At 58.7% G+C, this 26,175-nt stretch carries 24 protein-coding genes and 3 tRNA genes; 16 read left to right on the forward strand and 11 right to left on the reverse strand.

Features of this window, described 5'->3' with window-relative positions; genetic code table 11:
* The first annotated feature begins 1 nt into the window (after window position 1).
* The 4 genes from I9184_RS04315 (at window position 2) to I9184_RS04330 (ending at window position 4,324) form a co-directional block, all read left to right on the forward strand.
* Entirely contained in the window at window positions 2–745 is a 744-nt protein-coding gene (locus I9184_RS04315) for an RNA methyltransferase (RefSeq protein WP_171723184.1), read from the forward strand.
* Between the two features lie 59 nt (window positions 746–804).
* A complete protein-coding gene (gene ctaA / locus I9184_RS04320; protein ID WP_209832968.1) occupies window positions 805–1,953 on the forward strand; it encodes a heme A synthase in 1,149 nt (382 codons plus the stop codon).
* A 1-nt stretch (window position 1,954) separates the two neighbouring features.
* Window positions 1,955–3,424, forward strand: a complete 1,470-nt coding sequence (locus I9184_RS04325) for a carboxypeptidase M32 (protein WP_209832970.1) — start codon at window positions 1,955–1,957, stop codon at window positions 3,422–3,424.
* Between the two features lie 363 nt (window positions 3,425–3,787).
* Window positions 3,788–4,324 carry a hypothetical protein gene (locus I9184_RS04330; RefSeq protein WP_209832972.1) on the forward strand — a complete coding sequence of 179 codons (537 nt, stop codon included), beginning with the start codon at window positions 3,788–3,790 and terminating at the stop codon, window positions 4,322–4,324.
* Between the two features lie 155 nt (window positions 4,325–4,479).
* Here I9184_RS04330 and I9184_RS04335 read toward each other — a convergent pair whose 3' ends face one another.
* Window positions 4,480–5,142, reverse strand: coding sequence for a hemolysin III family protein (locus tag I9184_RS04335; RefSeq protein ID WP_171632157.1), 663 nt, complete (start codon window positions 5,140–5,142; stop codon window positions 4,480–4,482).
* 131 nt (window positions 5,143–5,273) lie between these two features.
* Window positions 5,274–8,000, reverse strand: coding sequence for a DNA gyrase subunit A (gene gyrA, locus I9184_RS04340; protein WP_171632161.1), 2,727 nt, complete (start codon window positions 7,998–8,000; stop codon window positions 5,274–5,276).
* A 193-nt stretch (window positions 8,001–8,193) separates the two neighbouring features.
* On the opposite strand from gyrA, the gene I9184_RS04345 reads away from it, so the two are divergent.
* Both I9184_RS04345 and I9184_RS04350 read left to right on the forward strand, forming a co-directional pair.
* Complete coding sequence (locus I9184_RS04345; protein ID WP_152458119.1) at window positions 8,194–8,463, forward strand: usg protein; 270 nt, start codon at window positions 8,194–8,196, stop codon at window positions 8,461–8,463.
* Between the two features lie 99 nt (window positions 8,464–8,562).
* Complete coding sequence (locus I9184_RS04350) at window positions 8,563–9,225, forward strand: hypothetical protein (protein ID WP_171723187.1); 663 nt, start codon at window positions 8,563–8,565, stop codon at window positions 9,223–9,225.
* Here the strand turns inward: I9184_RS04350 and I9184_RS04355 are convergent, their stop codons facing one another.
* A complete protein-coding gene (locus I9184_RS04355) occupies window positions 9,226–10,179 on the reverse strand; it encodes a radical SAM protein (RefSeq protein ID WP_209832974.1) in 954 nt (317 codons plus the stop codon).
* A gap of 163 nt (window positions 10,180–10,342) precedes the next feature.
* Here I9184_RS04355 and zwf point away from each other — a divergent pair, with 163 nt between their 5' ends.
* The 4 genes from zwf to I9184_RS04375 all read left to right on the forward strand — a co-directional run bounded on the left by zwf (window position 10,343) and on the right by I9184_RS04375 (window position 15,880).
* The gene (gene zwf / locus I9184_RS04360; protein ID WP_171632169.1) at window positions 10,343–11,797 is read left to right on the forward strand and encodes a glucose-6-phosphate dehydrogenase; all 1,455 of its coding nucleotides are present in this window, start codon (window positions 10,343–10,345) and stop codon (window positions 11,795–11,797) included.
* Window positions 11,794–12,465 carry a 6-phosphogluconolactonase gene (pgl, locus tag I9184_RS04365; RefSeq protein WP_209832976.1) on the forward strand — a complete coding sequence of 224 codons (672 nt, stop codon included), beginning with the start codon at window positions 11,794–11,796 and terminating at the stop codon, window positions 12,463–12,465. The genes zwf and pgl overlap by 4 nt, the downstream gene beginning before the upstream one ends.
* Window positions 12,466–12,469: 4 nt before the next feature.
* The gene (gene pgi / locus I9184_RS04370; RefSeq protein WP_209832978.1) at window positions 12,470–14,080 is read left to right on the forward strand and encodes a glucose-6-phosphate isomerase; all 1,611 of its coding nucleotides are present in this window, start codon (window positions 12,470–12,472) and stop codon (window positions 14,078–14,080) included.
* A gap of 180 nt (window positions 14,081–14,260) precedes the next feature.
* Complete coding sequence (locus I9184_RS04375; protein WP_171723641.1) at window positions 14,261–15,880, forward strand: long-chain-fatty-acid--CoA ligase; 1,620 nt, start codon at window positions 14,261–14,263, stop codon at window positions 15,878–15,880.
* 21 nt (window positions 15,881–15,901) lie between these two features.
* Here the strand turns inward: I9184_RS04375 and I9184_RS04380 are convergent.
* The 3 genes from I9184_RS04380 to I9184_RS04390 all read right to left on the reverse strand — a co-directional run bounded on the left by I9184_RS04380 (window position 15,902) and on the right by I9184_RS04390 (window position 17,169).
* Window positions 15,902–15,976 (reverse strand) — tRNA-Asn (locus I9184_RS04380).
* Window positions 15,977–16,103: 127 nt separating this feature from the next.
* A tRNA-Asn gene (locus I9184_RS04385) sits at window positions 16,104–16,178 on the reverse strand.
* Between the two features lie 76 nt (window positions 16,179–16,254).
* Window positions 16,255–17,169 (reverse strand): MBL fold metallo-hydrolase, encoded by a 915-nt coding sequence (locus I9184_RS04390; RefSeq protein WP_209832980.1) that lies wholly within the window; start codon window positions 17,167–17,169, stop codon window positions 16,255–16,257.
* 44 nt (window positions 17,170–17,213) lie between these two features.
* On the opposite strand from I9184_RS04390, the gene I9184_RS04395 reads away from it, so the two are divergent.
* Window positions 17,214–18,533: an ATP-binding protein gene (locus tag I9184_RS04395; RefSeq protein WP_209832982.1), complete on the forward strand. Its 1,320-nt coding sequence runs from the start codon at window positions 17,214–17,216 to the stop codon at window positions 18,531–18,533.
* Between the two features lie 98 nt (window positions 18,534–18,631).
* A complete protein-coding gene (locus tag I9184_RS04400; RefSeq protein ID WP_209832985.1) occupies window positions 18,632–19,189 on the forward strand; it encodes a hypothetical protein in 558 nt (185 codons plus the stop codon).
* A 53-nt stretch (window positions 19,190–19,242) separates the two neighbouring features.
* On the opposite strand, the gene I9184_RS04405 is transcribed toward I9184_RS04400, so the two are convergent.
* A tRNA-Ile gene (locus I9184_RS04405) sits at window positions 19,243–19,319 on the reverse strand.
* Window positions 19,320–19,425: 106 nt separating this feature from the next.
* Here I9184_RS04405 and purM point away from each other — a divergent pair.
* From purM to rnd, 3 genes are all read left to right on the forward strand, one after another.
* Window positions 19,426–20,472 (forward strand): phosphoribosylformylglycinamidine cyclo-ligase, encoded by a 1,047-nt coding sequence (purM, locus tag I9184_RS04410; RefSeq protein WP_209832986.1) that lies wholly within the window; start codon window positions 19,426–19,428, stop codon window positions 20,470–20,472.
* The gene (gene purN, locus I9184_RS04415) at window positions 20,469–21,065 is read left to right on the forward strand and encodes a phosphoribosylglycinamide formyltransferase (protein WP_209832988.1); all 597 of its coding nucleotides are present in this window, start codon (window positions 20,469–20,471) and stop codon (window positions 21,063–21,065) included. Before purM ends, purN begins: the two co-directional genes overlap by 4 nt.
* Window positions 21,066–21,179: 114 nt before the next feature.
* Complete coding sequence (rnd, locus tag I9184_RS04420; protein ID WP_209832990.1) at window positions 21,180–22,337, forward strand: ribonuclease D; 1,158 nt, start codon at window positions 21,180–21,182, stop codon at window positions 22,335–22,337.
* Between the two features lie 6 nt (window positions 22,338–22,343).
* Here rnd and I9184_RS04425 read toward each other — a convergent pair whose 3' ends face one another.
* The gene (locus I9184_RS04425; RefSeq protein ID WP_209832992.1) at window positions 22,344–22,874 is read right to left on the reverse strand and encodes a hypothetical protein; all 531 of its coding nucleotides are present in this window, start codon (window positions 22,872–22,874) and stop codon (window positions 22,344–22,346) included.
* A gap of 139 nt (window positions 22,875–23,013) precedes the next feature.
* Here I9184_RS04425 and I9184_RS04430 point away from each other — a divergent pair, with 139 nt between their 5' ends.
* The gene (locus I9184_RS04430) at window positions 23,014–23,424 is read left to right on the forward strand and encodes a SufE family protein (RefSeq protein WP_117868838.1); all 411 of its coding nucleotides are present in this window, start codon (window positions 23,014–23,016) and stop codon (window positions 23,422–23,424) included.
* Window positions 23,425–23,426: 2 nt separating this feature from the next.
* On the opposite strand, the gene I9184_RS04435 is transcribed toward I9184_RS04430, so the two are convergent.
* The 3 genes from I9184_RS04435 to I9184_RS04445 form a co-directional block, all read right to left on the reverse strand.
* Window positions 23,427–24,086 carry a DUF1638 domain-containing protein gene (locus I9184_RS04435; RefSeq protein WP_209832994.1) on the reverse strand — a complete coding sequence of 220 codons (660 nt, stop codon included), beginning with the start codon at window positions 24,084–24,086 and terminating at the stop codon, window positions 23,427–23,429.
* 77 nt (window positions 24,087–24,163) lie between these two features.
* Entirely contained in the window at window positions 24,164–25,201 is a 1,038-nt protein-coding gene (locus tag I9184_RS20860; RefSeq protein ID WP_209832996.1) for a Hint domain-containing protein, read from the reverse strand.
* Window positions 25,202–25,347: 146 nt separating this feature from the next.
* Complete coding sequence (locus I9184_RS04445) at window positions 25,348–26,046, reverse strand: B12-binding domain-containing protein (protein WP_171632198.1); 699 nt, start codon at window positions 26,044–26,046, stop codon at window positions 25,348–25,350.
* Between the last annotated feature and the right edge of the window lie 129 nt (window positions 26,047–26,175).

The following is a 26,175-nucleotide window of genomic DNA, read 5'->3' on the forward strand; positions in this document are numbered from 1 at the left end:
CATGCCCAGCGACAAATCCCAGCCTTCCTTCGTGCTTGTTCGCCCGCAGATGGGTGAGAATATCGGTGCCGCGGCCCGGGCGATGTGGAACTTTGGACTGGACCGGATGCGCATCGTGGCGCCCCGCGACGGCTGGCCAAACCCCAAGGCGGTGGCCATGTCCAGCGGTGCCGGCCGGTTGCTGGACGAAGCGCAGCTGTTTGACGATCTGGCCGGATCGCTGGCCGACAGCACTTTTGTCTTCGCCACCACTGCACGGCAACGCGGCCTGACGAAACCCGTCTACAGCCCCGAGCGCGCCATGCAGATCGCCGCCGAAAAGGCCGCAGCGGGCGAAAAGGTTGCAGTTCTGTTCGGCCCCGAACGCGCGGGGTTGGAGAACGAAGACATCGCCAAGGCAAATGCAATCATCTCGGTGCCCGTGAACCCGGAATACGCGTCGCTGAACCTGGGCCAATGCGTCTTGCTGACCGCTTATGAGTGGATGCGCCAGACCGGCGACGTGGTGCATGAATCCACCGATCTGGGCAAGGGGGACTGGGCCACGGGGATTGAAGTTGAGAAACTGGTGGAACACTATGAGGACCGGCTAGAAGAGGCCGGGTTCTTCTATCCCCCTGAAAAGGCCGAGGGCATGAAAACCAACCTGCGCAACCTGTGGTCGCGGATGCGGATGACGCGGGCCGACGTGCAGATGCTGCATGGGATCATGCGGCAGATGGTCCGCTGGAAAGACAAAGGCTGAGGCTGGACCTATCTTCCACCAAGCCCTAGCTTGCGACGAAATCAGGACATGAGGACAGCATGAGCGGTAAGCGCAGCATCTTCGAAGAGGTCTCGGACACCGAAAAACAACAGGCCGTTCAACCCGGTATGATCGACCGGGGGCGTGGCGGTGCGCGTAAGGCAATCCGTGCCTGGCTGATGATCCTGTTCGCTTTGGTCGTGGTGATGATCGCTGTCGGCGGTCTGACGCGGCTGACTGACAGCGGGCTGTCGATCACTGAATGGCGTCCGATTACAGGGGCGATCCCGCCGATGTCCGAGGCCGACTGGCAGGCCGAGTTCGACAAGTACAAGCAGATTGACCAGTGGCGCATTCAGAACCAGTGGATGCAGCTGAGCGACTTCAAAACCATCTATTGGTGGGAATGGGGGCATCGCCAACTGGGCCGCGTGATCGGGCTGGTCTGGGCCACCGGTTTCCTGGGCTTCCTCGTGACCCGCAAGATACCCACGGGTTGGACCGGCAAGCTGCTGATCCCCGGCCTTCTGGGCGGTGTGCAGGGGGCTGTCGGCTGGTGGATGGTCGCCTCGGGTGTGACGCAGGGCGAGGGGATGACCGCCGTCGCCAGCTATCGCCTGGCCACCCATCTGGGACTGGCATTCGTCATTCTCGGGTTCCTCGCCTGGTATATATTCGAGCTTGGCAGGGAAGAACGTGACCTGATGCAGGCGCGTCGCATGAAGGAAGCGAAACTGTTCTCGTTGTCCACCGGCCTGATGCATTTCGCCTTTTTGCAAATACTTATTGGCGCGCTTGTCGCCGGGATCGACGCTGGTCGGTCTTATACCGACTGGCCGCTGATCGGCGGGCAGCTGCTGCCGCCAGATGCCAACGCGTTGGAGCCGATGTGGCGCAATTTCTTCGAAAGCCCGGGGCTTGTGCAGTTCATCCACCGCTGCGCAGGCTACCTGTTGTTCATCTTTGCGCTTGTCGTCTGGCGCCGCGGCGGCGCCAGCGCGCATCCTCAGACGCGCTTCGCCTTCAACGCGGCTTTCGCGGCCCTGTCGGTGCAGGTAGTCGTCGGCATTGTGACTGTCGTCTACGGAGCGCCGTGGCAGATCGCCATCTTCCACCAGTTCATGGCTGTTGTCGTCTGGACCCTGATCCTGCGCGCGCGGTTCCTGACTGCATATCCAATCGCAACATCTGTGCGCGGAGTAAATTGACATGACCGCTTTCGACGAACTGATGGCTTTTCAGCGTGAAACCTCGGCATTGGGCCAGATTGCCGGACGATTGGGGTGGGATCAGGAAACCGTCATGCCGCGCGGGGCCGCGCCTCAACGCGCCGAGGAAATGGCGGCGATCGAGGCCGTCCTGCACGCGCGCCGATCGGATCCGCGCGTGGCAGAGTGGCTGGATCAGGCCGCGCCACAGGATGAAGTCGGAAAGGCGCAGCTTCGGGAAATCCGGCGCGCCTATCATCGGGCGGTCAAGGTGCCCGCTGATCTGGCCACGGCGATTGCCCGGACCACGTCCTCCGCACAGGGAACATGGGCACAGGCGCGCGCGGACGAAGATGTCTCGGCCTTCCTTCCTGTGCTGGAAGAGGTCGTATCGCTGAAGCGTCAGGAAGGCGAGGCGCTGGCACAGGGCGGAGACGTCTATGACGCCATGGTCGAGGATTATGAACCCTATACGACCGGCGCTCAGATCGCGGCCATTTTTGATGAAATGCGCCCACGTCTTGTGGCCTTGCGTGCGGCCGTTCTGGAACGCCCGGAACCTGCCGCGCTGACCGGAAGCTTTGACGAGCTGACCCAGATGCGGCTTACGCAAAAACTGGCGGTCGCCTTCGGCTATGACCTCAACAACGGCCGAGTCGACAAGGCGGTTCACCCGTTCAGCTCGGGTTCGGGCCTGGATGTGCGCATCACCACGCGAACCAGCGAAACGGACCCGTTCAACTGCTTTTTTTCCACCATTCACGAGGTCGGCCACGCGGCTTACGAACAGGGGATCGACCGCGACTACCTGCTGACGCCGCTGGGGCGCGGCGTGTCCATGGGTGTGCATGAAAGCCAAAGCCGGATCTATGAAAACCAGCTTGGCCGTTCGCGTGCGTTTACGGGATGGTTGTTCGATCAGATGAAAGACGCATTCGGCGATTTCGGAATTGCCGATGCAGATGCTTTCTACGCTACCGTCAACCGGGTTCATAACGGTTATATCCGGACCGAAGCCGATGAAGTGCAATACAATCTGCACATCATGCTTCGCTTCGATCTTGAGCGCGCTCTGATGGCCGGGGGCTTGCAGGTCAGCGAGCTGGAAGCGGCGTGGAATGACCGGTTCAAGGCCGATTTCGGTTATGCGGTCGACAAACCGTCGAACGGCTGTTTGCAGGATGTGCATTGGTCGGTTGGACTGTTCGGTTATTTCCCGACCTATTCGCTGGGCAATGTCTATGCAGGATGTCTGTATCAGGCCCTGCGAGCAGCGGCGCCGGGGCTGGATGCCCAACTGGCAGAAGGTGACACATCAGGCGCAACCGCTTGGCTGCGCGAACACGTCCAGCAGCACGGCGGGCTTTATGCCCCGCGCGAGATTATCCGACGGGCGAGTGGAGTAGAGCCGGGACCCGAACCTTTGCTGGACTATCTGGAACAGAAGTTCAGCGCGATATATGGGCTGTGAAAGCACGGAGCGGCAACCGAACAGTAAGGCTCATTGCTCTTTGCATTGCGGCAATGGCTTTGGTACTAGCGCTCAAACCAGCGCGACATGCGGATAGTTTTTCACATCTGTACAAACCACAGAAATGTGGCGGCGTGGGTGCCCCATGTATGGTTTCAGGGCGGCAATACAGCGTATTGATTCCGAAGGGCGAAGGACCATTTCCGGCCGTGATCTTTCTTCATGGATCGCAGGGAACGGGGCGGCGGGTGATTCAGAGTGCATTTCTTGTCAAGCCGATACTGGAGCGCGGGTATGCCATCGTCGCTCCGACCGCGCTGGAAATTGAATACCAAAACGGCCCGGGCACAGGGTGGGTTTGGAATGACGCATATTATGGCCGGGATGAATTTTGAGTTCATTGCCAATATGCTTGAGGACGTGTTAGCTCGATTCCCCGTTGATCCGGCGCAGATCGTAACCACTGGCCATTCCCGAGGCGGATCGTTCGCTTGGTATCTTGCCTGTGCAGATATTGACCCACGTTTAATAGCCTTCGCCCCTATTGGTGGAACACCGGTGCGTGGCCAGCCCGGGGATTGTGCTTCAGCGGACTTCGATTTCGATATGTTCTATAGCCATGGTTATGACGACACGGTTATTCCATTCGCCGGTTCCGGATCTTCGTGGTCTGATCGGGGATATATGGGTGCAGTTGAGGCTACGTATAGGCTCGCATCTTCTGCAGGCTGCCAAAAGGATGAAGTTGTTGAGATAGATAGCCATGATCAGCGCATTCTAAGCGGTTGTAAAACCGGTTCGACCATTTCGGTGATCGGTTATGAGGCCGGGCATGGCGTTCCAAGTGGCTGGAGCGATCTGATGCTTGACTGGTTTGAGACGGTGAATGCCTTGGAATAGGGGCTTCCAACACAAAACTGGACTGGTGAAGACGGAGAGATGGTCGCGGGACATGCCGCGCAATTTGTCTTCGGCTTCACGCGGAACCCTTTATTGGGCGACGCCAACTCTCGTTTTGCGCAAACTTTTTCCCTGACAAACACGAACAGGTTATCCTAAACGACCTGAACCAGTTCGATTCGGGCCGCGACGGCTGCAAAGAACAAAACGCTGCCGACCAACACAAATACGTGCCAGATCGTATTGTGGAACGGCAGCCAGTCCAGCAGGTAGAAGGCGACCCCGGCCGTGTACACGAGCCCTCCGGCAATCATCAGCGTGACGATTGTGGGGGACAGGTCTGCCAACATGGATTGCCCGGCCCAGACCACCGCCCAACCCATCAATAGGTATAACGCAAGCCCGAACCAGCGGAACCGGTTTGGGTCTAACATCTTGAGAACTGACCCAAGCGTTGCCGAGGACCACAACCCGAGCAACAGCCCGGGGGACTGAGCACCGGACAACAGTAAAAACGGCGTATACGTCCCTGCGATCTTGACGTAGATGCCGGAATGATCGAGCCGTTGCAGAAACCCGCGCCATTCCTTGCTTTCGATCATGTTGTACAACGCAGAAAACGTCAGCATGAGTATCAACGTCACCCCGTAAATCGAGGCACCCAGTACCGCAGATTGATCATACCGGTAGTTGATGGTCATCGTGATCAGCAGGGGAACCGCAATCAACGCACTCGAGACACCGAGCACATGGACCACCCCGTCGCTGATACGTTCTGTGCGGCTGTAAGCTGGTCGGATATGTGCAAATGACCACATATTAAAAAGCTAGGCGTCAGAATGGCTTCGGGCAAGCGGATCATCCCGAGAGCTATCGATATCGTGATCTAGAATGACAAAACGCCCGCAGAGCGAGCGTTTTGTTTCATATCCGTAATTAAGCGTGAGTATTATTCTTCGGTTTCCTCATCACCCTGATCGGCGATCCGGGCGACGCTGACGACCTCTTCGCCCTTGCCGGTGTTGAACACCTTGACCCCGCCGGCGCTGCGCGAGCGGAAAGAGATGCCGTCGACCGGAACCCGGATCGACTGCCCCTTGGAGGTGGCCAGCATGATCTGATCGTCGATTTCGACCGGGAACGAGGCCACCAGCGGGCCGCCCCGCATCGCCTTGTCCATCGCCATCACGCCCATGCCACCACGGCCGCGCACCGGATAGTCATGCGACGAGCTGAGCTTGCCGGACCCCTTGGCCGTGATGGTCAGGATCAGGTTCTCGGCCGCCGACATCTCGGCATAGCGTTCCTGCGGCAGGATGCTGTCGGCATTGCCGCCATCCTCGTCGGCGTCGGTGTCGTCGGTCACGCCGGCCATCAGGCGGCGCATTTTCAGATAGGCGGCGCGCTCGTCCGGGGTGGCCTCGAAATGACGGATCACCGACATCGAGACCACGCGGTCGCCCGCGTTCAGTCGGATGCCCCGCACGCCGGTCGATTTGCGCCCCTTGAACACCCGCACGTCTGTTGTGGAGAAACGGATCGCCCGGCCGGAATTGGTGACCAGCATCACATCGTCATCGTCCGAGCAGATGCGCGCGTTGACCAGTTCCACGCCCTCGGGCAGGTCCATCGCGATCTTGCCGTTGCGCTTGACGTTAGTGAAGTCGCTCAGCGCGTTGCGACGCACGTCTCCGGCGCTGGTGGCGAAGACGATCTGAAGGTTTTCCCATTCTTCATCCGGCACATCGACCGGCATGATCGCCGCAATGGAAACGCCAGTGGGAATCGGCAGGATGTTGACGATCGCCTTACCCTTGCCGGTGCGCCCCGACTGGGGCAGGCGCCAGGTCTTGAGCTTGTAGACCATCCCGTCGGTGGTGAAGAACAGAAGCTGGGTGTGCGTATTGGCCACGAAGAGGGTGGTGACCACGTCCTCTTCCTTGGTCTGCATGCCCGACAGCCCCTTGCCACCCCGCTTTTGCGCGCGGAAATCGGCCAGCGGCGTGCGCTTGATATAGCCGCCCGAAGTCACGGTCACGACCATGTCTTCGCGCTCGATCAGGTCCTCGTCTTCCATGTCGCCCGACCAGTCGACGATCTCGGTGCGGCGCGGTACCGCGAATTGTTCGCGGACGCTGCGCAGTTCATCAGCGATGATGCCCATTATGCGTTCGCGCGAGGACAGGATATCCAGGTATTCCTTGATCTTTGCGGCCAGGTCTTCCAGCTCGTCCGTGACCTCTTTGACGCCCAGTTGCGTCAGGCGTTGCAGGCGCAGGTCAAGGATGGCGCGGGCCTGAACCTCGGTCAGGTTATAGGTCCCGTCGTCGTTCATCTTGGACAGCGGATCGTCGATCAGGCGCAGATAGTCCGCGATGTCGGCGGCCGGCCAGCGCCGGGTCATCAGCTTTTCGCGTGCCTCGGCCGCGTCGGCCGAAGACCGGATCGTGGCCACGACCTCGTCAACGTTCGATACCGCCACGGCCAGACCGCACAGGATATGGCTGCGTTCCCGCGCCTTGCGCAGGTCAAAGGCGGTGCGGCGGGCAACGACATCTTCGCGGAAATCGATGAAGCTGGTCAGGAAACGGCGCAGGGTCAGCTGCTCGGGGCGGCCGCCGTTCAGCGCCAGCATGTTGCAGCCGAACGAGGTTTGCATAGGCGTGAACCGGTACAGCTGGTTCAGCACCACCTCGGGCGTTGCGTCGCGTTTCAGCTCGACCACCACCCGTACGCCGTTGCGGTCGGATTCGTCCTGAACATGGCTGACGCCTTCGATGCGCTTTTCGCGCACGGCTTCGGCGATCTTCTCGATCATCGAAGCCTTGTTCACCTGATAGGGGATTTCATCCACGATGATGGCATAGCGATCCTTGCGCAGCTCTTCAACGCGGGTCTTGGCGCGGATGATTACGCTGCCGCGGCCTTCCAGATAGGCCTTGCGCGCGCCGGATCGGCCCAGCATCACGCCGCCGGTCGGGAAATCGGGGCCGGGAACGTATTCGATCAGTTGCTCGGACGTCAGGTCCGGGTCGTCGATCAGGGCCAGCGTCGCGTTAACCACTTCGCCCAGGTTGTGCGGCGGGATGTTGGTGGCCATGCCCACGGCGATACCGCCGGCGCCGTTGACCAGCATGTTGGGGAAACGGGCGGGAAGGACAGTCGGTTCCTTGTCCTTGCCGTCGTAGTTGTCCTGGAAATCGACCGTCTCTTTCTCGATATCCGCCAGCAGGGCTGCGGCGGGCTTGTCCATCCGCACTTCGGTGTAACGCATGGCCGCCGGATTGTCGCCGTCCATCGAGCCGAAGTTGCCTTGACCATCCAGCAGCGGCAGCGACATCGAGAAATCCTGCGCCATCCGCACCAGCGCATCATAGATCGCGCTGTCACCGTGGGGGTGATACTTACCCATCACGTCACCCACCGGACGGGCCGATTTGCGATAGGCCTTGTCATGGGTATTTCCGGTCTCGTGCATCGCATAGAGGATGCGCCGATGCACCGGTTTCAAACCGTCGCGCAGATCGGGGATCGCGCGGCTGACGATGACCGACATCGCATAGTCCAGATAGGACGTGCGCATCTCGGATTCGATCGAGACCGTCGGGCCGTCATAGACAGGGCGCTCGGGCGGGGTTTCATCCATGTTTTCGGGGATTTCTGGCGTATCGCTCACGTAAACTGCCCGTATTTTGTGCTGGGTCTATATCTTGTGGATGCACCTTATCAGACCCGGCACATAAGGTGCAAGCAAGCAGCGCTCCCCAAGGTTCGAATCCTCGGTAACACCCAAGTAACATATTGTTATCTAAGTATTAGGGGGTTTTCGTGCTAGCCTGAGAATACCGTGCAACAAACCGGAGGTCTGCATGAAGACAAGTGAAACCGAATTGATGCTCAAGGGCTATGGCCTGACAACGGCCGAATTTTTCTATCACATGCCCGATTACGTCCACGTCCTGAATACCTTCATCTGGCAGGAATATGACCTTGCGCCGGATCATCCGAAACTCTTCGAATTCATCGAGTTTTGGCAACGAGAAATAGAAGGGCCGCTGCATTCCGTGAAATTCACGCACCGCAAGATGATCGCACCGGGCGAGTGGCGCAACATGGTTGGTGAGTTTCGCGTGAACTGAGTGATCGGCCAGGTCCGCGTGTGCGTCGGAATTCCTGTTCTCATTTGAGGCAAGTCGCGTATGGTGACTGCCAATCTAATGGCGTCACAGGAAAAAACAATGATCAGAGCCGTTCTCTTTGTTGCAGCGCTTTGCATGAGCAGCCCCGTTTTTGCCGAGGGTGTTCTGGACAAGATCAAGAAAGGTGCCGAGAGCGTCGGGAAGACGATCGACAAAGGTGCCGAAGCGGTTGACGATACGATCACGTCCACTTCGGAGCTGCTGTCCAACGAGGCAACACCTGAAGAAACGCGCGCAAAGCTTGACGCGATGGCAGGTGAGATTTTGGATCAGCTTCTGGCGGAAAACCCCGATGCGCGGCCACTTTATGACGTCAGTGCCGGGTATGCGGTGTTCGACTCCCGTAAGGTTACGGTATTCCCTGTGTCGGCGGGCTATGGCCGGGGCGTGGCGGTGTCGAAAGACACCGGGCAACACACATATATGAACATGGGAACGGGCGGCGTTGGCGGCGCCATCGGCATCGGTGGTTTCGAGACCAAATTCGTAATCCTGTTCGAAACCCCCGCTGATCTGGATAAGTTTATAAACCAGGGCTATGACGCGACCGCAGAAACGGGGGCCATGTATGGCGAGGATAAAACGGGCGAAACCCTGCGTTTCACTGATGGACGCTCGTTTTTTGTTCTCAACAAAAAGGGCTGGCGCGTATCGGCCGGCGCGTCCGGCACCAAGTTCTGGAAATCGCCCGAGCTGAATTGATCAGCCAGAACAGCTGGCCCCGCCCAAAACGCAGAATTTGGCGCAATGAGGGTGGTTCAGATGCACGTCCGCCTCGGCCTGGGCCAGGGTATGGCCCATCTCGAACTCGGGCTCATAGGGCAGCAGGGTGCAGGCCAGGACAGCAGGTTTTTCGGCCCCTTTGCGCTTGACCACCATACGGGCGCTGGCGCACATGACGTCGTTGGGGGATTTGTCAAGAATTCCCCAGCATGCGGTGGTGATTTCTGGAACCTCGACAGTTTCGTCCATTTCGGGAAACAGAACGGTCTGAGCCGGGTTCTGCGGGTCAATGTCAAATCCGTGCCTGGCAAAGAACCTGGCATAGCCCGCACGGCTTTCCGCGTCTGACTCCCCCCAGACCGTACGCCCGGCGATGGCCATGTTGAAACCGTGGTCGCGCAACCATTCCATACCGGCCAGGGTTTTGTCGAAACTGCCGTCACCGCGTTCTTCGTCGTGCAGGGCCGGGCGGAAGTGATCGACCGAAACGCGCAGAGTCAACATGTGGTTGAATTCCTTTTGCAATCCCAGCAACCCGTCGCGCATTTTGCGGCGCATCATCGGCGCCATTGCGTTGGTCAGAATCAGAACCTTGTACCCTCGTTCCAGCGCGGCGCGTGTCATGTCGATCATGTCCGGGTTCATGAAAGGCTCACCGCCTGTGAACCCGATCTCGTGCACGGGCCAGTTGCGAGCTTCGATCTGATCAAGGTAGTTCCGGACCTCGTCAGCGGTGATGTAAACCAAAGCGTCATTGGTCGGGCTGCTGGCGATATAGCAGTTCACGCATTCGATATTGCACAAAGTGCCCGTATTGAACCAAAGGGTCTCGGGTCGTGTCAGGGAAACCTTTGCGCGGGTCTGGCCGTCAGCTGTCACCGATTTGTTTTGAAACTTGCCGGTATTGGCGAGCTGTGGGGCGTTGTCTTTCATTCCCGCATCCGGTTCTTAAAGGTCATCAATCCGATCTAGCCCTTTGTCGCGGATTTGGTAAGGGTGACGCAGCGGTTCTGACAGAGTTTTGAACAGAGTGATTTATTGCCGTATGGTTGCGCTAACATTGGACATGCCGGAAGGGGCGGGGTAAGGACAATTCATGGTTTCACGCGTCATACCTGTTGATCCCTTTGATCTGATCATTTTCGGCGGCACCGGCGATCTGGCGCAGCGCAAGATTCTGCCCGCGCTTTACCGTCGGTTTTGCGCCGGGCAATGGCATGAGGATGCCAGGATTATCGCAGCAGCGCGTGCGGGCCATTCCGCAGAAGATTTCCGGCAGATGGTCGCAGAATCGCTGCACCGGCATGCTGCGGTCCGCGCTTCGGAGTCCCAGAGAGTGTCCCGTTTTCTACAGCGGGTCGATTATGTCCCGTTGGATGCAGTATCAGCCGAAGGATGGGACCTGCTGGGTGAAAAACTGTCGCCTAACCGCGTGCGTGCGTTCTATTTCTCGGTCGGCCCCAGCCTGTTCGGCCCTTTGGCCGAGCGGGTCCGGGCCTATGATCTGGCGACCGAAGATACGCGCATCGTGGTGGAAAAACCGTTCGGGCATGATCTGGGCAGCGCGCGAGAGCTGAATGCCACACTGGCTGCGCATTTTGATGAAAGCCAGATCTACCGAATCGATCATTACCTGGGCAAGGAAACCGTCCAGAACCTGATGGCCGTACGGTTTGGCAATATGCTGTTCGAACCGCTGTGGAACAGCCAGTATGTCGACCATATCCAGATCACCGTTGCCGAAACCGTCGGTATCGATGGGCGCGAAGAATACTATGAACGCGCCGGCGCGATGCGGGACATGGTGCAAAATCACCTGATGCAGCTGCTGTGCCTGATTGCGATGGAACCCCCGGCAAAGTTCGATCCGGACGCGGTGCGAGATGAAAAGCTCAAGGTGATCCGGGCGCTTGATCCGGTGGAGCCGCATCACATCGTGCGCGGCCAGTTTTCGGCAGGGCCGGACGGGGCGGGATACCGCGAATGTGTCGGCAACCCACGCTCGACCACTGAAAGCTATGTGGCGCTGAAGGCGCATGTCAGCAATTGGCGATGGGCAGGCACGCCGTTTTATCTGCGTACGGGCAAACGGCTGGTGGCGCGTTCGTCGATTATCAATGTGATGTTCAAGGACGCGCCGCATTCGATTTTCGGGGAAGAGGCCGGGCGTCACGCCAATGCGCTATCGATCCGGTTGCAACCCAACGAGGGGATCACGCTGAAAGTGACGATCAAGGAACCGGGGCCAGGCGGGATGCGGCTGATCGACGTGCCATTGGACATGAGTTTCGCCGAAGCGCTGGGGCCCGAGAATCAAGACCCGCCAGATGCTTACGAGCGCCTCGTCATGGACGTGATACGGGGCAACCAAACGCTGTTCATGCGTGGGGACGAGGTCGAGGCCGCATGGGCCTGGACCGATCCGATCATCGCCGGATGGCTGGCGCGCGGGGACGTGCCCAAACCTTATGACAGTGGCAGCACAGGACCGGGCGACGCCGAGCTGCTGATGAAACGGGATGGTCGCCGCTGGCAGGGAATAAAGCCATGAACATTCAAGAATATGCCGACCGAGAAATGCTGGCCATCGATGTGGCAAACGCGTTGGCGGGTGAGCTTGAGACCGCTTTGTTGCACAATGACACGGTTGCATTGGCCGTCCCCGGCGGGACGACACCGGGGCCGGTTTTTGACAGCCTGTGTGCTGCCGATCTCGAGTGGGACCGTGTGCGGGTTCTGCCTACGGACGAACGCTGCGTGCCGGCTGATCACGAACGTTCGAACGAACGCCTGATCCGGGAAAGACTGCTGACCAACCGGGCATCCGTGGCACAGTATATCCCACTTTATGTTCCGGGCGCAGAGCCTGAATCGGCTTTGCCGGAAGTTGAATCGCTGATCGCGCCGGTGCTGCCTTTGTCGGTTCTTGTCCTCGGGATGGGTGAAGACATGCACACGGCTTCGTTGTTCCCCGGAATGGACGGGCTGGACAAGGCCCTCGACAGCCAGGCGCCGACCTTGATCGTCGCCCGGACCGATGTGCAGCCAGAGCCCCGGATTTCTTTGACGGCCCCTGTGCTGGACGGGGCTTTGTCGAAACATCTGATCATCTACGGGCAGGCAAAACGAGACGTATTGGACAAAGCCATGTCGATGCCACCGGAAGAGGCACCGATCGCCGCGGTCCTCAGCGGCATGACGGTTCATTGGGCGGAGTGAGGCAATGCGGTTGGATGCTTTGAAGGCGCTTGCAGCGGCTGACCGCCGTATCGTCGACCTGTTTGCAAAGGATGCAACCCGGGCCGGGTCGTTTTCAGCCTCGACCGGGGATTTGCTGTTCGATTATTCAAAAACGCAGATCGATGAAGACGTGCGCGCTGCGCTGCTGCAATTGTGCGAAGATGCCGGGCTTGCGACGCGGCGCGACGCCATGTTTACCGGGAAGAAGATCAACGAAACCGAAGCGCGCGCGGTACTGCACACGGCGTTGCGCAATCTGGACGGTGGCCCGGTCGAAGTGGATGGTCAGGACGTCATGCCCGGGGTTCTGGACACGCTGCAACGAATGCGGGTCTTTGCCGAAGAAGTCCGCGGTGGTGCGATTGTCGGGGCAGGGGGCAGCTTTACCGATGTGGTCAATATCGGCATCGGTGGGTCGGATCTTGGCCCGGTCATGGCCACTCATGCGCTGGCTCCGTATCATGACGGGCCGCGCCTGCATTATGTCTCGAACGTGGATGGGGCCCACATCGCGGATACGTTGCGCCCATTGGATCCTGCACGGACGCTTGTGATTGTCGCGTCCAAGACATTCACCACGATCGAAACGATGACCAATGCGCGCACGGCCCGCGCCTGGATGTCCGAGGGCGGAGGTGATCCGTCCCGCCAGTTCGCCGCCGTATCCAGCGCGCTGGACAAGACGCAGGCTTTCGGCATCCCCGAGGCGCATGTATTTGGTTTCGCTGATTGGGTGGGTGGGCGTTATTCGGTCTGGGGGCCGGTCGGATTGCCGGTCATGATTGCCGTCGGTTCAAATGCATTTGATGCGTTTCTGCGAGGCGGGCAGGCGATGGATCTGCATTTCCGCTCGGCGGATTGGGTGGAAAACATGCCTGTGATGCTGGCGCTGGTCGGCATCTGGCACCGTCAGGTTCTGGGTTGCACCAGCCGCGCTGTGCTGCCCTATGATCAGCGGCTGCTGCGCCTGCCGGCCTATCTCCAGCAGTTGGAAATGGAATCGAATGGCAAATCTGTCGCGATGGACGGATCTGCGCTGGCTGCCCCTTCCGGGCCGGTGGTCTGGGGAGAGCCGGGCACCAACGGCCAGCATGCGTTCTATCAGCTGATCCATCAGGGGACGGATGTCATTCCCTGCGAATTCATGGTCGCCGCCGAAGGGCACGAACCCGAGTTGACCCACCATCACCGCCTGCTTTTGGCCAACTGTCTGGCCCAGTCAGAGGCTTTGATGCGTGGCCGGTCTTTGGATGAAGCCCGTGAACGCATGGCGGAAAAAGGCCTTGATGGCGACGAACTTGACCGGCAGGCGCGACACCGCGTGTTCCCGGGCAACCGCCCTTCCACGACGCTGATCTATCCGAAGCTTACACCGTTCGTTCTGGGGCAGATTATCGCGCTGTACGAGCATCGTGTGTTCGTTGAAGGTGTTCTGCTGGGCATCAATTCCTTTGATCAGTGGGGTGTGGAATTGGGCAAAGAACTTGCCAACTCGCTCGGACCTGTCGTGGATGGTGTTGCCAGTGCTGACGGTAAAGACGGATCAACCGCCGCATTGGTCGCCTACGCGCTGAAACACCGAAACCAAGAGTGAAAAAATGCCGCCCACGGCCGTGTTGGGCTGCATTCTTTTATTGTCAGACAATTAAATGATTGGCAGGGTTCCTCCGTAGGAAACGACTGCATTGACGCATCGGGTCACGCCCCAAGCCGTCAATGCCAGATGGACAAGGCAGAGGCCATCCAAGGTCTCGCCAAGGACGGGAGGATGTCCATGCTAGGACAGATGATGACGCAGCCCTTGCTGGTTTCGTCGCTGATCGATCACGCAGACCGCTATCACGGCCAGACCGAGATTGTTTCGGTTGAAACGGATGGAACGGTCACTGAAACCAACTGGTCCGAGATTGCGGTGAATGCCCGACGGATGGCGTCGGCCTTGACGAATCTGGGGCTGGAACCGCAGGACAGGATCGGGACACTGGCCTGGAACAATCGGCGGCATCTTGAGATCTATTTTGCCACGTCGGGCGCGGGCTATGTCTGTCACACGGTCAATCCCCGCCTGTTCCCCGAGCAGCTGACCTTTATCATCAACCATGCTCAGGACAGGGTTCTGTTCTTTGATGCGACGTTCATTCCGCTGGTCGCCGCGCTGCATGACGCTTTGTCCGAGGTTCAGCATTTTGTTCTGATGGGGCCTCGCAATGAAGAGGCTGCGGCTCAGGTTCCTGATCTGAAGTTCTATGACGAGTTGCTGGAGACCGGGGATGCAGGTTTCCAATGGCCCGACCTGGATGAAAAGACGGCCTGCGGTCTGTGCTATACGTCGGGAACCACGGGCAATCCAAAGGGCGTGTTGTATTCTCATCGGTCAACACTGCTGCACAGCTTTGCATCGAACACACGGGATGTGATCGGGTATTCAGCGATGGATGTTGTCATGCCGGTTGTGCCGATGTTCCACGTCAACGCCTGGGGATCGCCCTACGCCTGCGCCATGTCGGGATCGCGGCTTGTGTTGCCCGGGCCGGATTTGCACGGCGAGGCACTGGTCAATCTAATCGACACCTATGGCGTGACTTTGGCGATGGGTGTGCCGACCATCTGGCAGGGCTTGCTGGCCCATGCCGCAGCATGCGGAACCGAACTCAAAAGCCTTGAACGTACGGTTATCGGCGGCGCCGCGTGCCCTCCGTCGATGATCGAAACCTTCCGCGAAACCTATGGCGTTGACACGGTCCACGCCTGGGGCATGAGCGAGATGAGCCCGCTGGGCACGACGAATTATCCATTGGCCAAACACCTGAAGCTGCCACCGGAAGACCAGCACAAGATCCGCCTGAGCCAGGGAAGACCACCCTTTGGGGTTGAGTTGAAAATCGTGGACGAAGATGGGAATGATCTGCCGCATGACGGCGAAACCCAGGGCGATTTGATGGTGCGGGGTCACTGGGTTCTGGACAGCTACTTCCAGTTGCAGGATCAGGATCTGTTGCAGGATGGCTGGTTCGCCACCGGAGATGTGGCCACTTTGGACCCGGATGGCTACATGACCATTCGCGACAGATCCAAGGACATCATCAAATCCGGTGGGGAATGGATCAGTTCGGTCGAGCTTGAGAACATCGCCGTGGCCCACCCCCAGCTTGCGACGGCCGCCGTGGTCGGTGTTCCGCATCCGAAATGGGATGAACGCCCCTTGCTGGTTGCTGTCAAAGCCGATGGTGAAAATCCCGGCGAAGAGGATTTGCTTGCCTTTTTCGAAGGCAAAATCGCCAAGTGGCAGATCCCGGACAAGGTTGTCTTTGTCGACGCATTGCCGCTGAGCGCGACCGGAAAGGTATTGAAACGCAAGCTTCGGGCCGAGTTCGGCGACGCCCTGACAGGGTAGGTCTGCTGCGTTTTGGGGAATTGGCTCCGGCGGTAGGGATCGAACCTACGACCAATTGATTAACAGTCAACTGCTCTACCGCTGAGCTACGCCGGAACGGTTCGCGCCGTATAGCAATCCGGTTTCCAGACGTCCAGAGGGTGCGTGTGTTTTTCGACGAAAAAAACCGGCATAAATCGATGTGTTTTCTGACGGTAATGCAGGTCTGAACGAAGGGGGATTTTGGCTCCGGCGGTAGGGATCGAACCTACGACCAATTGATTAACAGTCAACTGCTCTACCGCTGAGCTACGCCGGAACTGAGGCGCATATAGCAACCCCGATTCCGGACGTCCAGTGGTTAAGTACGAGAACCATCAAAAAATTTTGCTGTTTTAGCGAAGCCGCCGAAAAACAGATGAAACTGACAGTGGGCCAATGGGCGTCACTCTGTTTTTTCCAGTCAGATCAACGAGGTGAGCGAAAACGTTGCGCTCGGCTGCGGGCAGCAATGCCGCTGGCGTATCCGTATAGATGCGGCCAGCCAGATCCCGCGCTGTCCCGTCTTCTTCTTCCAATGCGCTCAGAATCTGCGCCTCGCGGGTCTGGCGATGTGCAATCAGCCAGTCCAAACGTTGGGCAGGGCTGGTGATCGGTGCGCCATGGCCTGCATGGAAAACCGACCAGTCGCGCGCGCGCAACCGATGGCAGGCAGTCATGAAGTCGGTCAGATCACCATCCGGAGGGGACACCAACGAGCTGGCCCACCCCATGACATGATCCGCCGTGAAACAGATGTTCTGCCAGGCCAGAGCAATGTGGTTGCCCAGATGGCCCGGTGTGTGAATGACCTCAAGCTGCCACCCGTCGCCATTGATGGTCTCACTATCCTCAACTTCGACATCAGGGCGAAACGTGGTGTCGATGCCTTCGCCGCCGCCGGTCAGCCCCTGCGCGGCAAGATCGGTCATGACGGCGCTGCGCCCCGCCTCGGGCCCGCCATAAGCATAAATCGTCGCCCCTGTGCGCGCCGCCAGCGGAGCCGCCAGGGGTGAATGGTCCACATGCGTATGTGTGACAATGATATGGCTGATCCTTTGACCCGGCGCCAAGGAATCCAGAATTGCGCCCAGATGTGCCTCGCTTGCGGGGCCTGGATCGATGACGGCAATGTCGCGTTCACCCAGCAGATACGTGTTAGTGCCACGATAGGTCATCGGAGAGGGATTCGGGGCCAGAATACGCCGCAAACCCGGATGCAGTTCCTCTGGCTGGCCGACGGGCGGATCGAAATCATCTGGTGCCTGCATTCTGTGCTCTTTCTCTTGTCCGGTCAGCCCGTTAGGTTTAGCGCATGTCTTCGCACTGGCTCAAACCTTATATGCCTCGCAGTCTTTACGCCCGGGCAGCGCTGATCCTGGTTTTACCTGTGATCGTGCTGTTGCTGGTCGTGGGAATCGCGTTCCTTCAAAAGCATCTCGAGGATGTCACCGGCCAGATGACACGCGCGGCATCCCGCGAGGTGATGCTGATTTCGACAATGATCGAGGACGCGGAAACGCAACAACAGGCGCTGGCGTCGATTCGTCCCGATTTGCAGGCCCTTGAGATGAAGGCCAGGTTTCTGGGCGTCAACGAACAGCCTGAGATTGGCGCGCGGCGATGGTACGATTTCATCGCCCCGCAGGTCGAATCCGAACTGTATGCCAGGTTGCCCAATCTTGCCGCCGTGGCGTTACCCAGCAGCAAAGAGGCGCGGGTTTATCTGAATACGCATCTGGGAGTGCTGCAATTGACGTTCGATCGGCGCAGGTTGTCGCCCGCGGCCCCGCATCAATTGATCGTCACTATGGTGTTCTTTGCGGTCATCATGACGACGATCTCGTTTCTTTACATGCGGAATCAATTGCGTCCCATTACGCGCCTCGCTGATGCGGCGCAGGCATTCGGGCGGGGGCGAATCGTTCCGTATTCACCCGGTGGAGCCATCGAGGTTCGTGCGGCGGGAAATGCGTTTCTGGATATGCGGTCCCGTATCGAACGCCAGATCGAGCAACGGACGTTGATGCTGTCGGGTGTCAGCCACGATCTGCGCACCCCGTTGACGCGCCTGAAGCTTGGACTGTCGATGTTGCCGGAAGACGAGGCCGCACCGTTGCAAAAGGATGTCACGGAAATGCAGTCCTTGCTGGATGCGTTTCTGGACTTTTCGCGTGGGGCTGCCGAGGGATCGGCGGAAGAGGTCCAACCGGATGAATTTCTCCGCCAGATCGTGGATGATGCAAAACGGGCCGGTCATCAGGCAGAGCTGATCGCGGTCGAGGGGCAGGGGACGGTCATGATACGCCCCATGGCTGTACGCCGGGCGGTGGAAAACCTGATTGGAAATGCCATGCGCTATGGCAGCCGGGCCGAGCTCAGCCTGTTTCTGAACGCGAAATCGATGCGCATCCGTGTTGAGGATGACGGCCCCGGTATACCTGCGGACCAACGTACAGAGGCGGTAAAGCCTTTCACGCGGCTCGACCCGGCTCGCAATCAGAATCAGGGCAGTGGCGTTGGCCTTGGTCTTGCGATTGTGGCGGATGTCGCGCGCGCGCATGGTGGAGCTTTGCGTCTGTCGAAAAGCGAACGTCTCGGAGGGCTCTGCGCGGACATAATAATCGGACGATAGACCCCCTGTTATGTCTGCGCTTGGGGTTCAATTTTGTTAATTTGTCTGGCCATGGCATCCTGTCCCCATAGTTTTTTGCTTTTTTGGGGGCGCACAGGATGGTTATCGCAGGATTCGTGAAATTGGCCGAAAAGGGGTTTGTCGGGTGCGCGACACTTGCGGCCTTGCTGCCTCTTTGGCAGTGGTATGACGAAACCGATGAAAGGCGGGTGGAACGTTTGACCGGTTTTATCGGGGCAGGCGATACATGTCTGAAATGGTTGCGGTCCGACCTGATCGAATCGTTGGCATCCGAGTTGTGGCATGCGTCGCAGCAGGACGTGGTGGATGGCGACGAGGATCTGGCACCTCTTCCGGTTCAGGTGCGTGCCAATATGGCGATATTTTGCGCTGAAATGCTGGACTATTTGCAGAATGACTTCGGCAAGTTCGACGAGCCTCTCGCCTATGATTATTACATGATGATCATGGATGCGTCGTTCTGGGTCGATCCTGATGAATTCGAGACCTATTTGGAGGCGGTGCATCAAGATCCGAGCCTGTCCGGCAGTCGCGAGGATTACAGCTTTGGGGGGCGCGACGGCTATTCCTATGAATGGCAAGTAACCCAAGAGGAGCTCGACGCCTATTTTGGGTTCGAAGATTCGGACGGATAAGCCAGCGCATCAACGTCCAGACGGCAACAACCCACCTGGATGTCTCGGCGAAATGGTAGGCCCGGAGGGACTCGAACCCCCAACCAAAGCGTTATGAGCGCTCTGCTCTAACCAATTGAGCTACAGGCCCGCCTAGGCGCTTGGGTATCACGGTGAACAGCCGCGTCAAGCCTGACCGTTGCAACAAACGCCACAATCGACTAACCCGCCCGCAAAGCTTTCTTGAGGGACCGGACATGACAGCGGGTAAAAACGGAATCACCTATGCCGATGCAGGTGTGGATATCGACGCGGGCAACGCCCTGGTCGATCGGATCAAACCCGCCGCCAAGCGGACCAACCGCCCCGGTGTGATGAGCGGCCTGGGTGGATTTGGCGCGCTGTTCGATCTGAAGGCTGCCGGGTACCAGGACCCGATTCTGGTCGGTGCGACGGATGGCGTGGGCACCAAGCTGCGGATTGCGATTGATACCGGCGTCGTGGACGGGGTCGGCGTCGATCTGGTGGCCATGTGCGTGAATGACCTGATCTGTCAGGGGGCCGAGCCGCTGTTCTTCCTCGATTATTTCGCGACCGGCAGGCTGGATACCGATACGGCGGCGCGGATCATCGAAGGGATTGCCGAAGGATGTGCGCAGTCTGGCTGTGCCCTGATCGGTGGTGAAACCGCCGAGATGCCGGGAATGTATCCCGATGGCGATTTTGATCTGGCCGGGTTTGCGGTCGGTGCGATGGAACGCGGCGCAGATCTACCTGCGGGCGTTCAAGCCGGTGACGTCCTTTTGGGTCTGGCCTCGAACGGGGTGCATTCCAACGGTTATTCGCTTGTGCGCAAGCTGGTCGAACTGTCCGGTCTGGGCTGGGATTCGCCGTCGCCCTTTGGAGAGGGCAATCTGGGTGAGGCACTTCTGACGCCCACACGCCTTTACGTAAAACCGGCTTTGGCTGCGGTTCGCGCAGGTGGTGTGCATGCGCTGGCGCATATCACCGGCGGCGGGTTGACCGAAAATCTTCCGCGCGTGCTGCCCCAAGGGCTTGGGGCCCGGATCGATCTGGGTAGCTGGCAGTTGCCCCCTGTCTTCGGCTGGATGGCGAAGACCGGCAGTATCGTTGAGGCGGAAATGCTCAAGACCTTCAATTGCGGTATCGGCCTTATTGTCGTGTGCGCCGCGGACAAGGCGGATGAGCTGTCGGCCCTGCTGGCGGATGCCGGTGAAACCGTCGCTCGGATCGGTGCCGTCACGGAAACGCCCGGCGTTGCCTATTCGGGCAAACTGCTGTGAGCCATAAGCGCGTCGCGATCCTGATCTCCGGGGGCGGGTCGAACATGGTGTCGCTTGTTGACAGCATGACCAAAGATCATCCGGCGCGGCCCTGTTTGGTGCTGTCCAATGACGCGCAGGCAGGCGGGCTGAAAAAAGCTGCGGACCGTGGCATTCCGACCGCAGTGGTTGATCATCGCCCTTTCAAGGGGGACCGCAGCGCCTTTGAAGCCGAGCTTTTGAAGCCCCTGCAAGAGGCGCACCCCGACATTGTCTGTCTGGCCGGCTTTATGCGAGTTCTGACAGCGGATTTCGTGTCTCGGTTTCAAGGCCGGATGCTGAATATCCACCCTTCATTATTGCCAAAATACAAAGGGTTACACACCCATGCCCGCGCGATTCAAGCCAGAGATTCCGAACACGGCTGCTCGGTGCATGAGGTGACGGCGGCGCTGGATGATGGCCCGATTCTGGGTCAGGCACGGGTCCCGATCAAAGCCGATGATACACCGGAATCGCTGGCTGCGCGGGTGCTGGTGTGGGAGCATAAACTCTACCCCGAAGTGCTGCGGCGCTTTGCAGAAGGCAACAGGTCGCCCGTCCTGTTGCCGTGAAGGCTCTGTGGGTGATTTACACCCGTGTAATAATCGGCCTATGGTCGTCGACGACGCTCGGGACGAGGACAAAAACGGGCAAGCACAAAAACAAGAGCGATACTAGTACGGCGCATGAAAACCCTGACGACGACGCAAGAGCTGGCCGATTTCTGCAAGGCCGCCGAAGGCTATCCCTATATCACGGTCGACACCGAATTTCTGCGTGAGCGGACGTATTACTCCAAGCTGTGTCTGGTGCAATTGGCTGTCCCGTCCGAGGATGAAGACAGCGCGGTTCTGGTCGATCCGCTTGCCGATGGCTTGTCGCTTGACCCGCTTTACGATCTTTTCCGGAATGAAAGCGTGGTCAAGGTGTTCCATGCCGCCCGCCAGGATCTTGAGATCTTCTGGGTCGAAGCCGGTGTGTTCCCCAAACCGCTGTTCGACACACAGGTCGCAGCGATGGTGTGTGGCTTTGGCGAACAGGTTGGCTATGAAACTCTGGTTCGGAAAATCTGCAAGCAGGGCGTCGACAAGACCTCTCGGTTCACCGACTGGTCCCGGCGCCCGCTGACCGATGCTCAGAAAAACTATGCTCTTGCGGATGTGACCTATTTGCGCGGGATCTACGAGCGTCTGGCCGCAGAACTTGAAAAGACGCAGCGCAGCCACTGGGTTGCCGAAGAATTGCGGACGCTGACACAGCCTGCCACATATGACATCCGCCCCGAAGACGCATGGAAGCGGGTGAAAACGCGCACGAACTCGGCCAAGTTTCTGGCTGTGGTTCGTGAATTGGCGCAGTTTCGCGAATCCTATGCGCAGGAAAACAACGTGCCCCGGAACCGCGTATTCAAAGACGACGCGTTGATCGAGCTGGCATCGACCAAACCCAAAACACATTCGGATTTGGGCGGATCCCGCCTGTTGCTGCGCGAAGCCCGCAAAGGGGCGGTCGCCGAAGGTATTCTGGCAGCGGTCAAGCGCGGCGTGAATTGCCCGCCCGACAAATTGCCCAAGGTCGACACTTCGCGCGACAAGCTCAAGGTCAATCCGGCGCTGGCTGACCTGCTAAGGGTTCTGCTGAAGTCCAAAACCGAAAGTTCAGGTGTGGCGGCGAAATTGATCGCCACAAGCTCGGACCTGGATCAGATTGCAGCCGGCGAGCGGGATGTTCCAGCCTTGTCGGGATGGCGGTTCGAAGTCTTTGGCGAGGATGCTCTCAAGCTGTGCGAGGGAAAGATTGCCCTGGCGGCCAAAGAGCAGTCGGTCAAGGTCGTGTCCATGTAACGGCGCTTACCGGCGCCGTGATTCCAGTGCGTTCTGTTGTCCGACCACGCGGACCAGCCGAATACCTTCCAGTTCCTGTTTCGAGATATTGATGGCGTCCGACACCATCCGAGTACGTTCCGACCCTTGCGGCGTCTCATAGCTGGGGTAGTTCACACGGAACACAAATTCCAAAGTTCCGTTCTTCTGGTTTTCTTCCTTTTCAACAGGAACCAGACGCGCGTTGAATGCCCCCTGCCGGACAGCCGTGCCAGACGCATAGATGATCGCGCCAGAGGGGGTCGGGTCAATGCGCAATTCGTCGATCTGACCAATTGGAATGCTGGTGTCTTCAGCATCGGGGCGGGAAAACAGGCCGGTTCCTCCGCCTTGCTTCGGAACCAATGCGTCGGCGGCATTTGGGTCGGGCGGTGTTTCGGCTTCGACAGATCTGCTGGATCCGAACCAGTTTGACGGGTTCACCCGAGAGTCACGCCAGCTGCTGCATGCAGTCAGGGTCAGCGTGGCGATGATGAGAACGGACAGAGATTTTTGCATGGACCCACAGACTTTCACACGAGTTCAGGCAATGGGTTAGCGCAATTTCTTCGCGTTGAAAAGCCACCGCGGGGGCTGGACAGTGGCGGGTCACCGGCTTAGGTCACAATTGTGAATGCAAACAAAGGACCACCGCATCATGGCCACGCCCGCCTTTGAAGAGATTGTCGAGGATTTCGAGTTTCTCGAGGATTGGGAAGACCGGTATCGCCATGTCATCGAGCAGGGCAAGGCGATGGAGCCGTTGGACGACGCATTCAAGGTTCCGGCGACAAAAGTCCATGGATGCGCCAGCCAGGTCTGGCTGCATCCGATGATTGAATCCGGCGTCTTCAAGTTCGATGGTGACAGCGATGCACTGATCGTGCGCGGCCTGATCGCTGTTCTTCGGTCCTTGTACAACGGTTTGCCCGTGGCCGAAGTTCCCAAAGTCGATGCGGGGGCTGAACTGGCACGCCTTGGGCTGAACGACCACCTGTCCGCTCAGCGCTCGAACGGCCTGCGGTCGATGATCGAACGCATCCGGCAGGTCGCACAGGAAAACGCCTGATCTCATTTTGGGCGGTTTGCCCAGTCCGACAGCGTGTTTTCCAGATCGCCGTAACCGGTGAACCGGCGTTCGAATTCAAGCCCCATCCGGTCTGCGCATTCGCGCGCGCGTTCCGTCAGCTCTGGGCTGTCGATCTGGGCCTGATAGACAAGTTTGGTGTAATTGCCGAAATACATGTCACGTAGTTCCGGGTGGCGGTCCAGGCCCAGTGGTTTCCAGACAAAGGCGTCGAATTGCCGGGCCAGGAAATCTGTCAGATAGAACGCGGTTGTTTCGTCTTCTCCGCGGTCCTGAAAAGCCTGATTTCCTTCGAAGAAGGAATAGCAATGGGGCCCCTTCACCATTTCGACCCCAAGCTTTTCGCAGGCGGCCTGAAGCAGGCCCCCGGTGCCGCAATCGGCGTAAACGATGTAGATCTTGTCATAATTGCGCTGATGCTTGGCCACGGCGTCTTCCACAGTCTGGGTGATCCGTTCCGGGTGAACGTGCAGGATCGCAGGCAGGCAGGTCAAAGCCATGTGATCCCAGCCATTCCGTGTTTTGATGTCCAGTATTTCGCGCGCAAGAGCGCCGCAGGCAATCAACAGGATGCTTCCCTTGCCCGTATCCTCATAGCCCTTCGTGGTCAGGGCTGCATCATCTGGCAGGGATTCGTTTGACATCGCTTGGCATCCTCCGGGGCTGCTGCCATAGGAGGATGATTGAGGCCGTTGGGCAAGCCCCGATCCGACATCTCATGTCAGGCCGCCGACGCATGCGCTTCGAACGCGGTCAGCAGGGGCCGGGCCAGCGGGCCGTACGTGGCAACACCGTTCAGCAACAGTTCCGGAAACAGCGACAGGATTTCTTGCCGTGCGGCAGACCCGAGACTGTCCCAGATATGCGCGCCGGGATGAAAGCTCTCGCTCAGGCAATCTTCGGCCCAGAGCAGCTCATGCCGGTCGAACAGCAAGTGGATGTAGGTCACCAGCCCTCCAGGCCGCAGTATGATGTCGGACCCGTTCACGAGATGTTTGGCAGGCGCCAGGGCTTCGCAATGTCCGGTGTACAGCTCGAGACGCCAATCCCCAATCAGCATGCGGTGCTGTTGTGACACCAGAAGGTCGCGCGTGTTTCCGATGGCGCCTGCTTTGAAAAGAACAGGCGCATGCGGACCCGTTGCCTTGACGGTTCGCCGCCCCATCCAACGCAGGGGTTGCAGCCCATGATCATTGGTTTCAATCCGGTCGCCGACGGACAGGGTTTCAATCGGTCGCACGCCTTGCTCGGTGCGGATCATCGTTCCGGGGGTAAAGCAGGGCACCAGATCCCAATCTTCACGGCGGGATGTCAGGCCTGAATACCGGTTTCCGGCAAGGCTGTTGAGCGTGATCGAGCGGACAGGGCCAGCCTCCAAGGCGGATTGGTCCGAATTGTCAGAGAATTCCGGCATCAGATAGGTGTTGCCATCCACATCCTGCGCCAAAACTGCGGAAATCCTGGCAGTTGATCCGTCAAAATAGGTGATCGTGGCGTTGTAGACCGAAGTGCCATCGAATGTCTGAGGCGGTCCGCCATTGATCGAAAGCCGATCATTGGCCGACATGTTGTTCATGTTATAGTACGAACCCGGATTGCCGACCGGGCTCCAGGTGACGCTGTTATGAGCCAGCGGATCGTCGGACCCGCCAAAGGTTTTTCCCACAAGCACCGAAGCGTTTTCAGCTGTGTTGTTGCCTTCGAAACTGTCGATATCGGCAAGTTTGCCGAGCGAGATGGCTGTGAACGTAGTCGGCACGAGACCCCCTGGGAATGTGGATGCCTCGTTCTATTAGACCTGCTTTGGTTTAGAATTGGATAATCCGGATTTTCCGGTGACAAAGCGCTTCGGAATCGAAAAGGCCGCCCGGATCGGACGGCCTTTCAATCAGTATTATTCGGGTCTTAGCCAGCCAGTTGATTGTGCTTGCGGCCCACGAATTCCTTGGCGGTTTCCACTGCAACAGCTGCGTCACGGCAATAGGCATCCGCGCCGATGGCTTTGCCGAACTCTTCATTCAGGGGCGCGCCGCCGACCAAAACGATGTAATCGTCGCGGACGCCCTGTTCGACCATCGTGTCGATGACCACTTTCATGTAAGGCATCGTAGTGGTCAGCAGGGCCGACATACCCAGAATGTCGGGTTGTTCGTTTTCCAACGCTTCCAGGTAGTTTTCGACCGGGTTGTTGATGCCCAGATCGACAACTTCGAAGCCAGCGCCTTCCATCATCATCGAAACAAGGTTCTTGCCGATGTCGTGGATGTCGCCCTTCACGGTGCCGATGACCATCTTGCCGACGCGCGGTGCACCGGTTTCGGCCAACAGCGGCTTGAGAATGGACATGCCGCCCTTCATGGCGTTTGCGGCCAGCAGAACCTCGGGGACAAACAGGATGCCGTCGCGGAAGTCATGGCCCACGATGGTCATACCACCAACCAGAGCCTTGGTCAGGATGTCATAAGGTGTCCATCCGCGTTCCAGCAGGATATTGGTGGCTTCTTCGATCTCTTCCTTCAGGCCGTCATAGAGATCGTCGAACATCTGCTCGACCAGTTCGTCGTCATTCAATTCGGACAGGACGATGTCTTCTTCGTCGGACATGGGGTATTCCCTGTGCTGGGCGGGCCATCGGCCCGTGGTGGCATTTTTTCCGTTTTGGCCAAAACGTCGCATCGTGACTGTGACGATTGCGACGTCGGTCGTTTCGGGACCGACCTATAGGGCAAAAAA

Origin of the sequence: Ruegeria sp. HKCCE3926 (assembly GCF_017872515.1) — a bacterium.
In the GTDB taxonomy this organism is placed as follows: Bacteria; Pseudomonadota; Alphaproteobacteria; order Rhodobacterales; family Rhodobacteraceae; genus Ruegeria.

Excerpts from the sequence above, each read along its gene's own strand:
- I9184_RS04315 (WP_171723184.1), top strand. The coding sequence starts at position 2 with ATGCCCAGCGACAAATCCCAGCCTTCCTTCGTGCTTGTTCGCCCGCAG.
- ctaA (WP_209832968.1), top strand. The coding sequence starts at position 805 with ATGAGCGGTAAGCGCAGCATCTTCGAAGAGGTCTCGGACACCGAAAAA.
- I9184_RS04325 (WP_209832970.1), top strand. The coding sequence starts at position 1,955 with ATGACCGCTTTCGACGAACTGATGGCTTTTCAGCGTGAAACCTCGGCA.
- I9184_RS04330 (WP_209832972.1), top strand. The coding sequence starts at position 3,788 with ATGACGCATATTATGGCCGGGATGAATTTTGAGTTCATTGCCAATATG.
- I9184_RS04335 (WP_171632157.1), bottom strand. The coding sequence starts at position 5,142 with ATGTGGTCATTTGCACATATCCGACCAGCTTACAGCCGCACAGAACGT.
- I9184_RS04345 (WP_152458119.1), top strand. The coding sequence starts at position 8,194 with ATGAAGACAAGTGAAACCGAATTGATGCTCAAGGGCTATGGCCTGACA.
- I9184_RS04350 (WP_171723187.1), top strand. The coding sequence starts at position 8,563 with ATGATCAGAGCCGTTCTCTTTGTTGCAGCGCTTTGCATGAGCAGCCCC.
- I9184_RS04355 (WP_209832974.1), bottom strand. The coding sequence starts at position 10,179 with ATGAAAGACAACGCCCCACAGCTCGCCAATACCGGCAAGTTTCAAAAC.
- zwf (WP_171632169.1), top strand. The coding sequence starts at position 10,343 with ATGGTTTCACGCGTCATACCTGTTGATCCCTTTGATCTGATCATTTTC.
- pgl (WP_209832976.1), top strand. The coding sequence starts at position 11,794 with ATGAACATTCAAGAATATGCCGACCGAGAAATGCTGGCCATCGATGTG.
- pgi (WP_209832978.1), top strand. The coding sequence starts at position 12,470 with ATGCGGTTGGATGCTTTGAAGGCGCTTGCAGCGGCTGACCGCCGTATC.
- I9184_RS04375 (WP_171723641.1), top strand. The coding sequence starts at position 14,261 with ATGCTAGGACAGATGATGACGCAGCCCTTGCTGGTTTCGTCGCTGATC.
- I9184_RS04390 (WP_209832980.1), bottom strand. The coding sequence starts at position 17,169 with ATGCAGGCACCAGATGATTTCGATCCGCCCGTCGGCCAGCCAGAGGAA.
- I9184_RS04395 (WP_209832982.1), top strand. The coding sequence starts at position 17,214 with ATGTCTTCGCACTGGCTCAAACCTTATATGCCTCGCAGTCTTTACGCC.
- I9184_RS04400 (WP_209832985.1), top strand. The coding sequence starts at position 18,632 with ATGGTTATCGCAGGATTCGTGAAATTGGCCGAAAAGGGGTTTGTCGGG.
- purM (WP_209832986.1), top strand. The coding sequence starts at position 19,426 with ATGACAGCGGGTAAAAACGGAATCACCTATGCCGATGCAGGTGTGGAT.
- rnd (WP_209832990.1), top strand. The coding sequence starts at position 21,180 with ATGAAAACCCTGACGACGACGCAAGAGCTGGCCGATTTCTGCAAGGCC.
- I9184_RS04425 (WP_209832992.1), bottom strand. The coding sequence starts at position 22,874 with ATGCAAAAATCTCTGTCCGTTCTCATCATCGCCACGCTGACCCTGACT.
- I9184_RS04430 (WP_117868838.1), top strand. The coding sequence starts at position 23,014 with ATGGCCACGCCCGCCTTTGAAGAGATTGTCGAGGATTTCGAGTTTCTC.
- I9184_RS04435 (WP_209832994.1), bottom strand. The coding sequence starts at position 24,086 with ATGTCAAACGAATCCCTGCCAGATGATGCAGCCCTGACCACGAAGGGC.
- I9184_RS04445 (WP_171632198.1), bottom strand. The coding sequence starts at position 26,046 with ATGTCCGACGAAGAAGACATCGTCCTGTCCGAATTGAATGACGACGAA.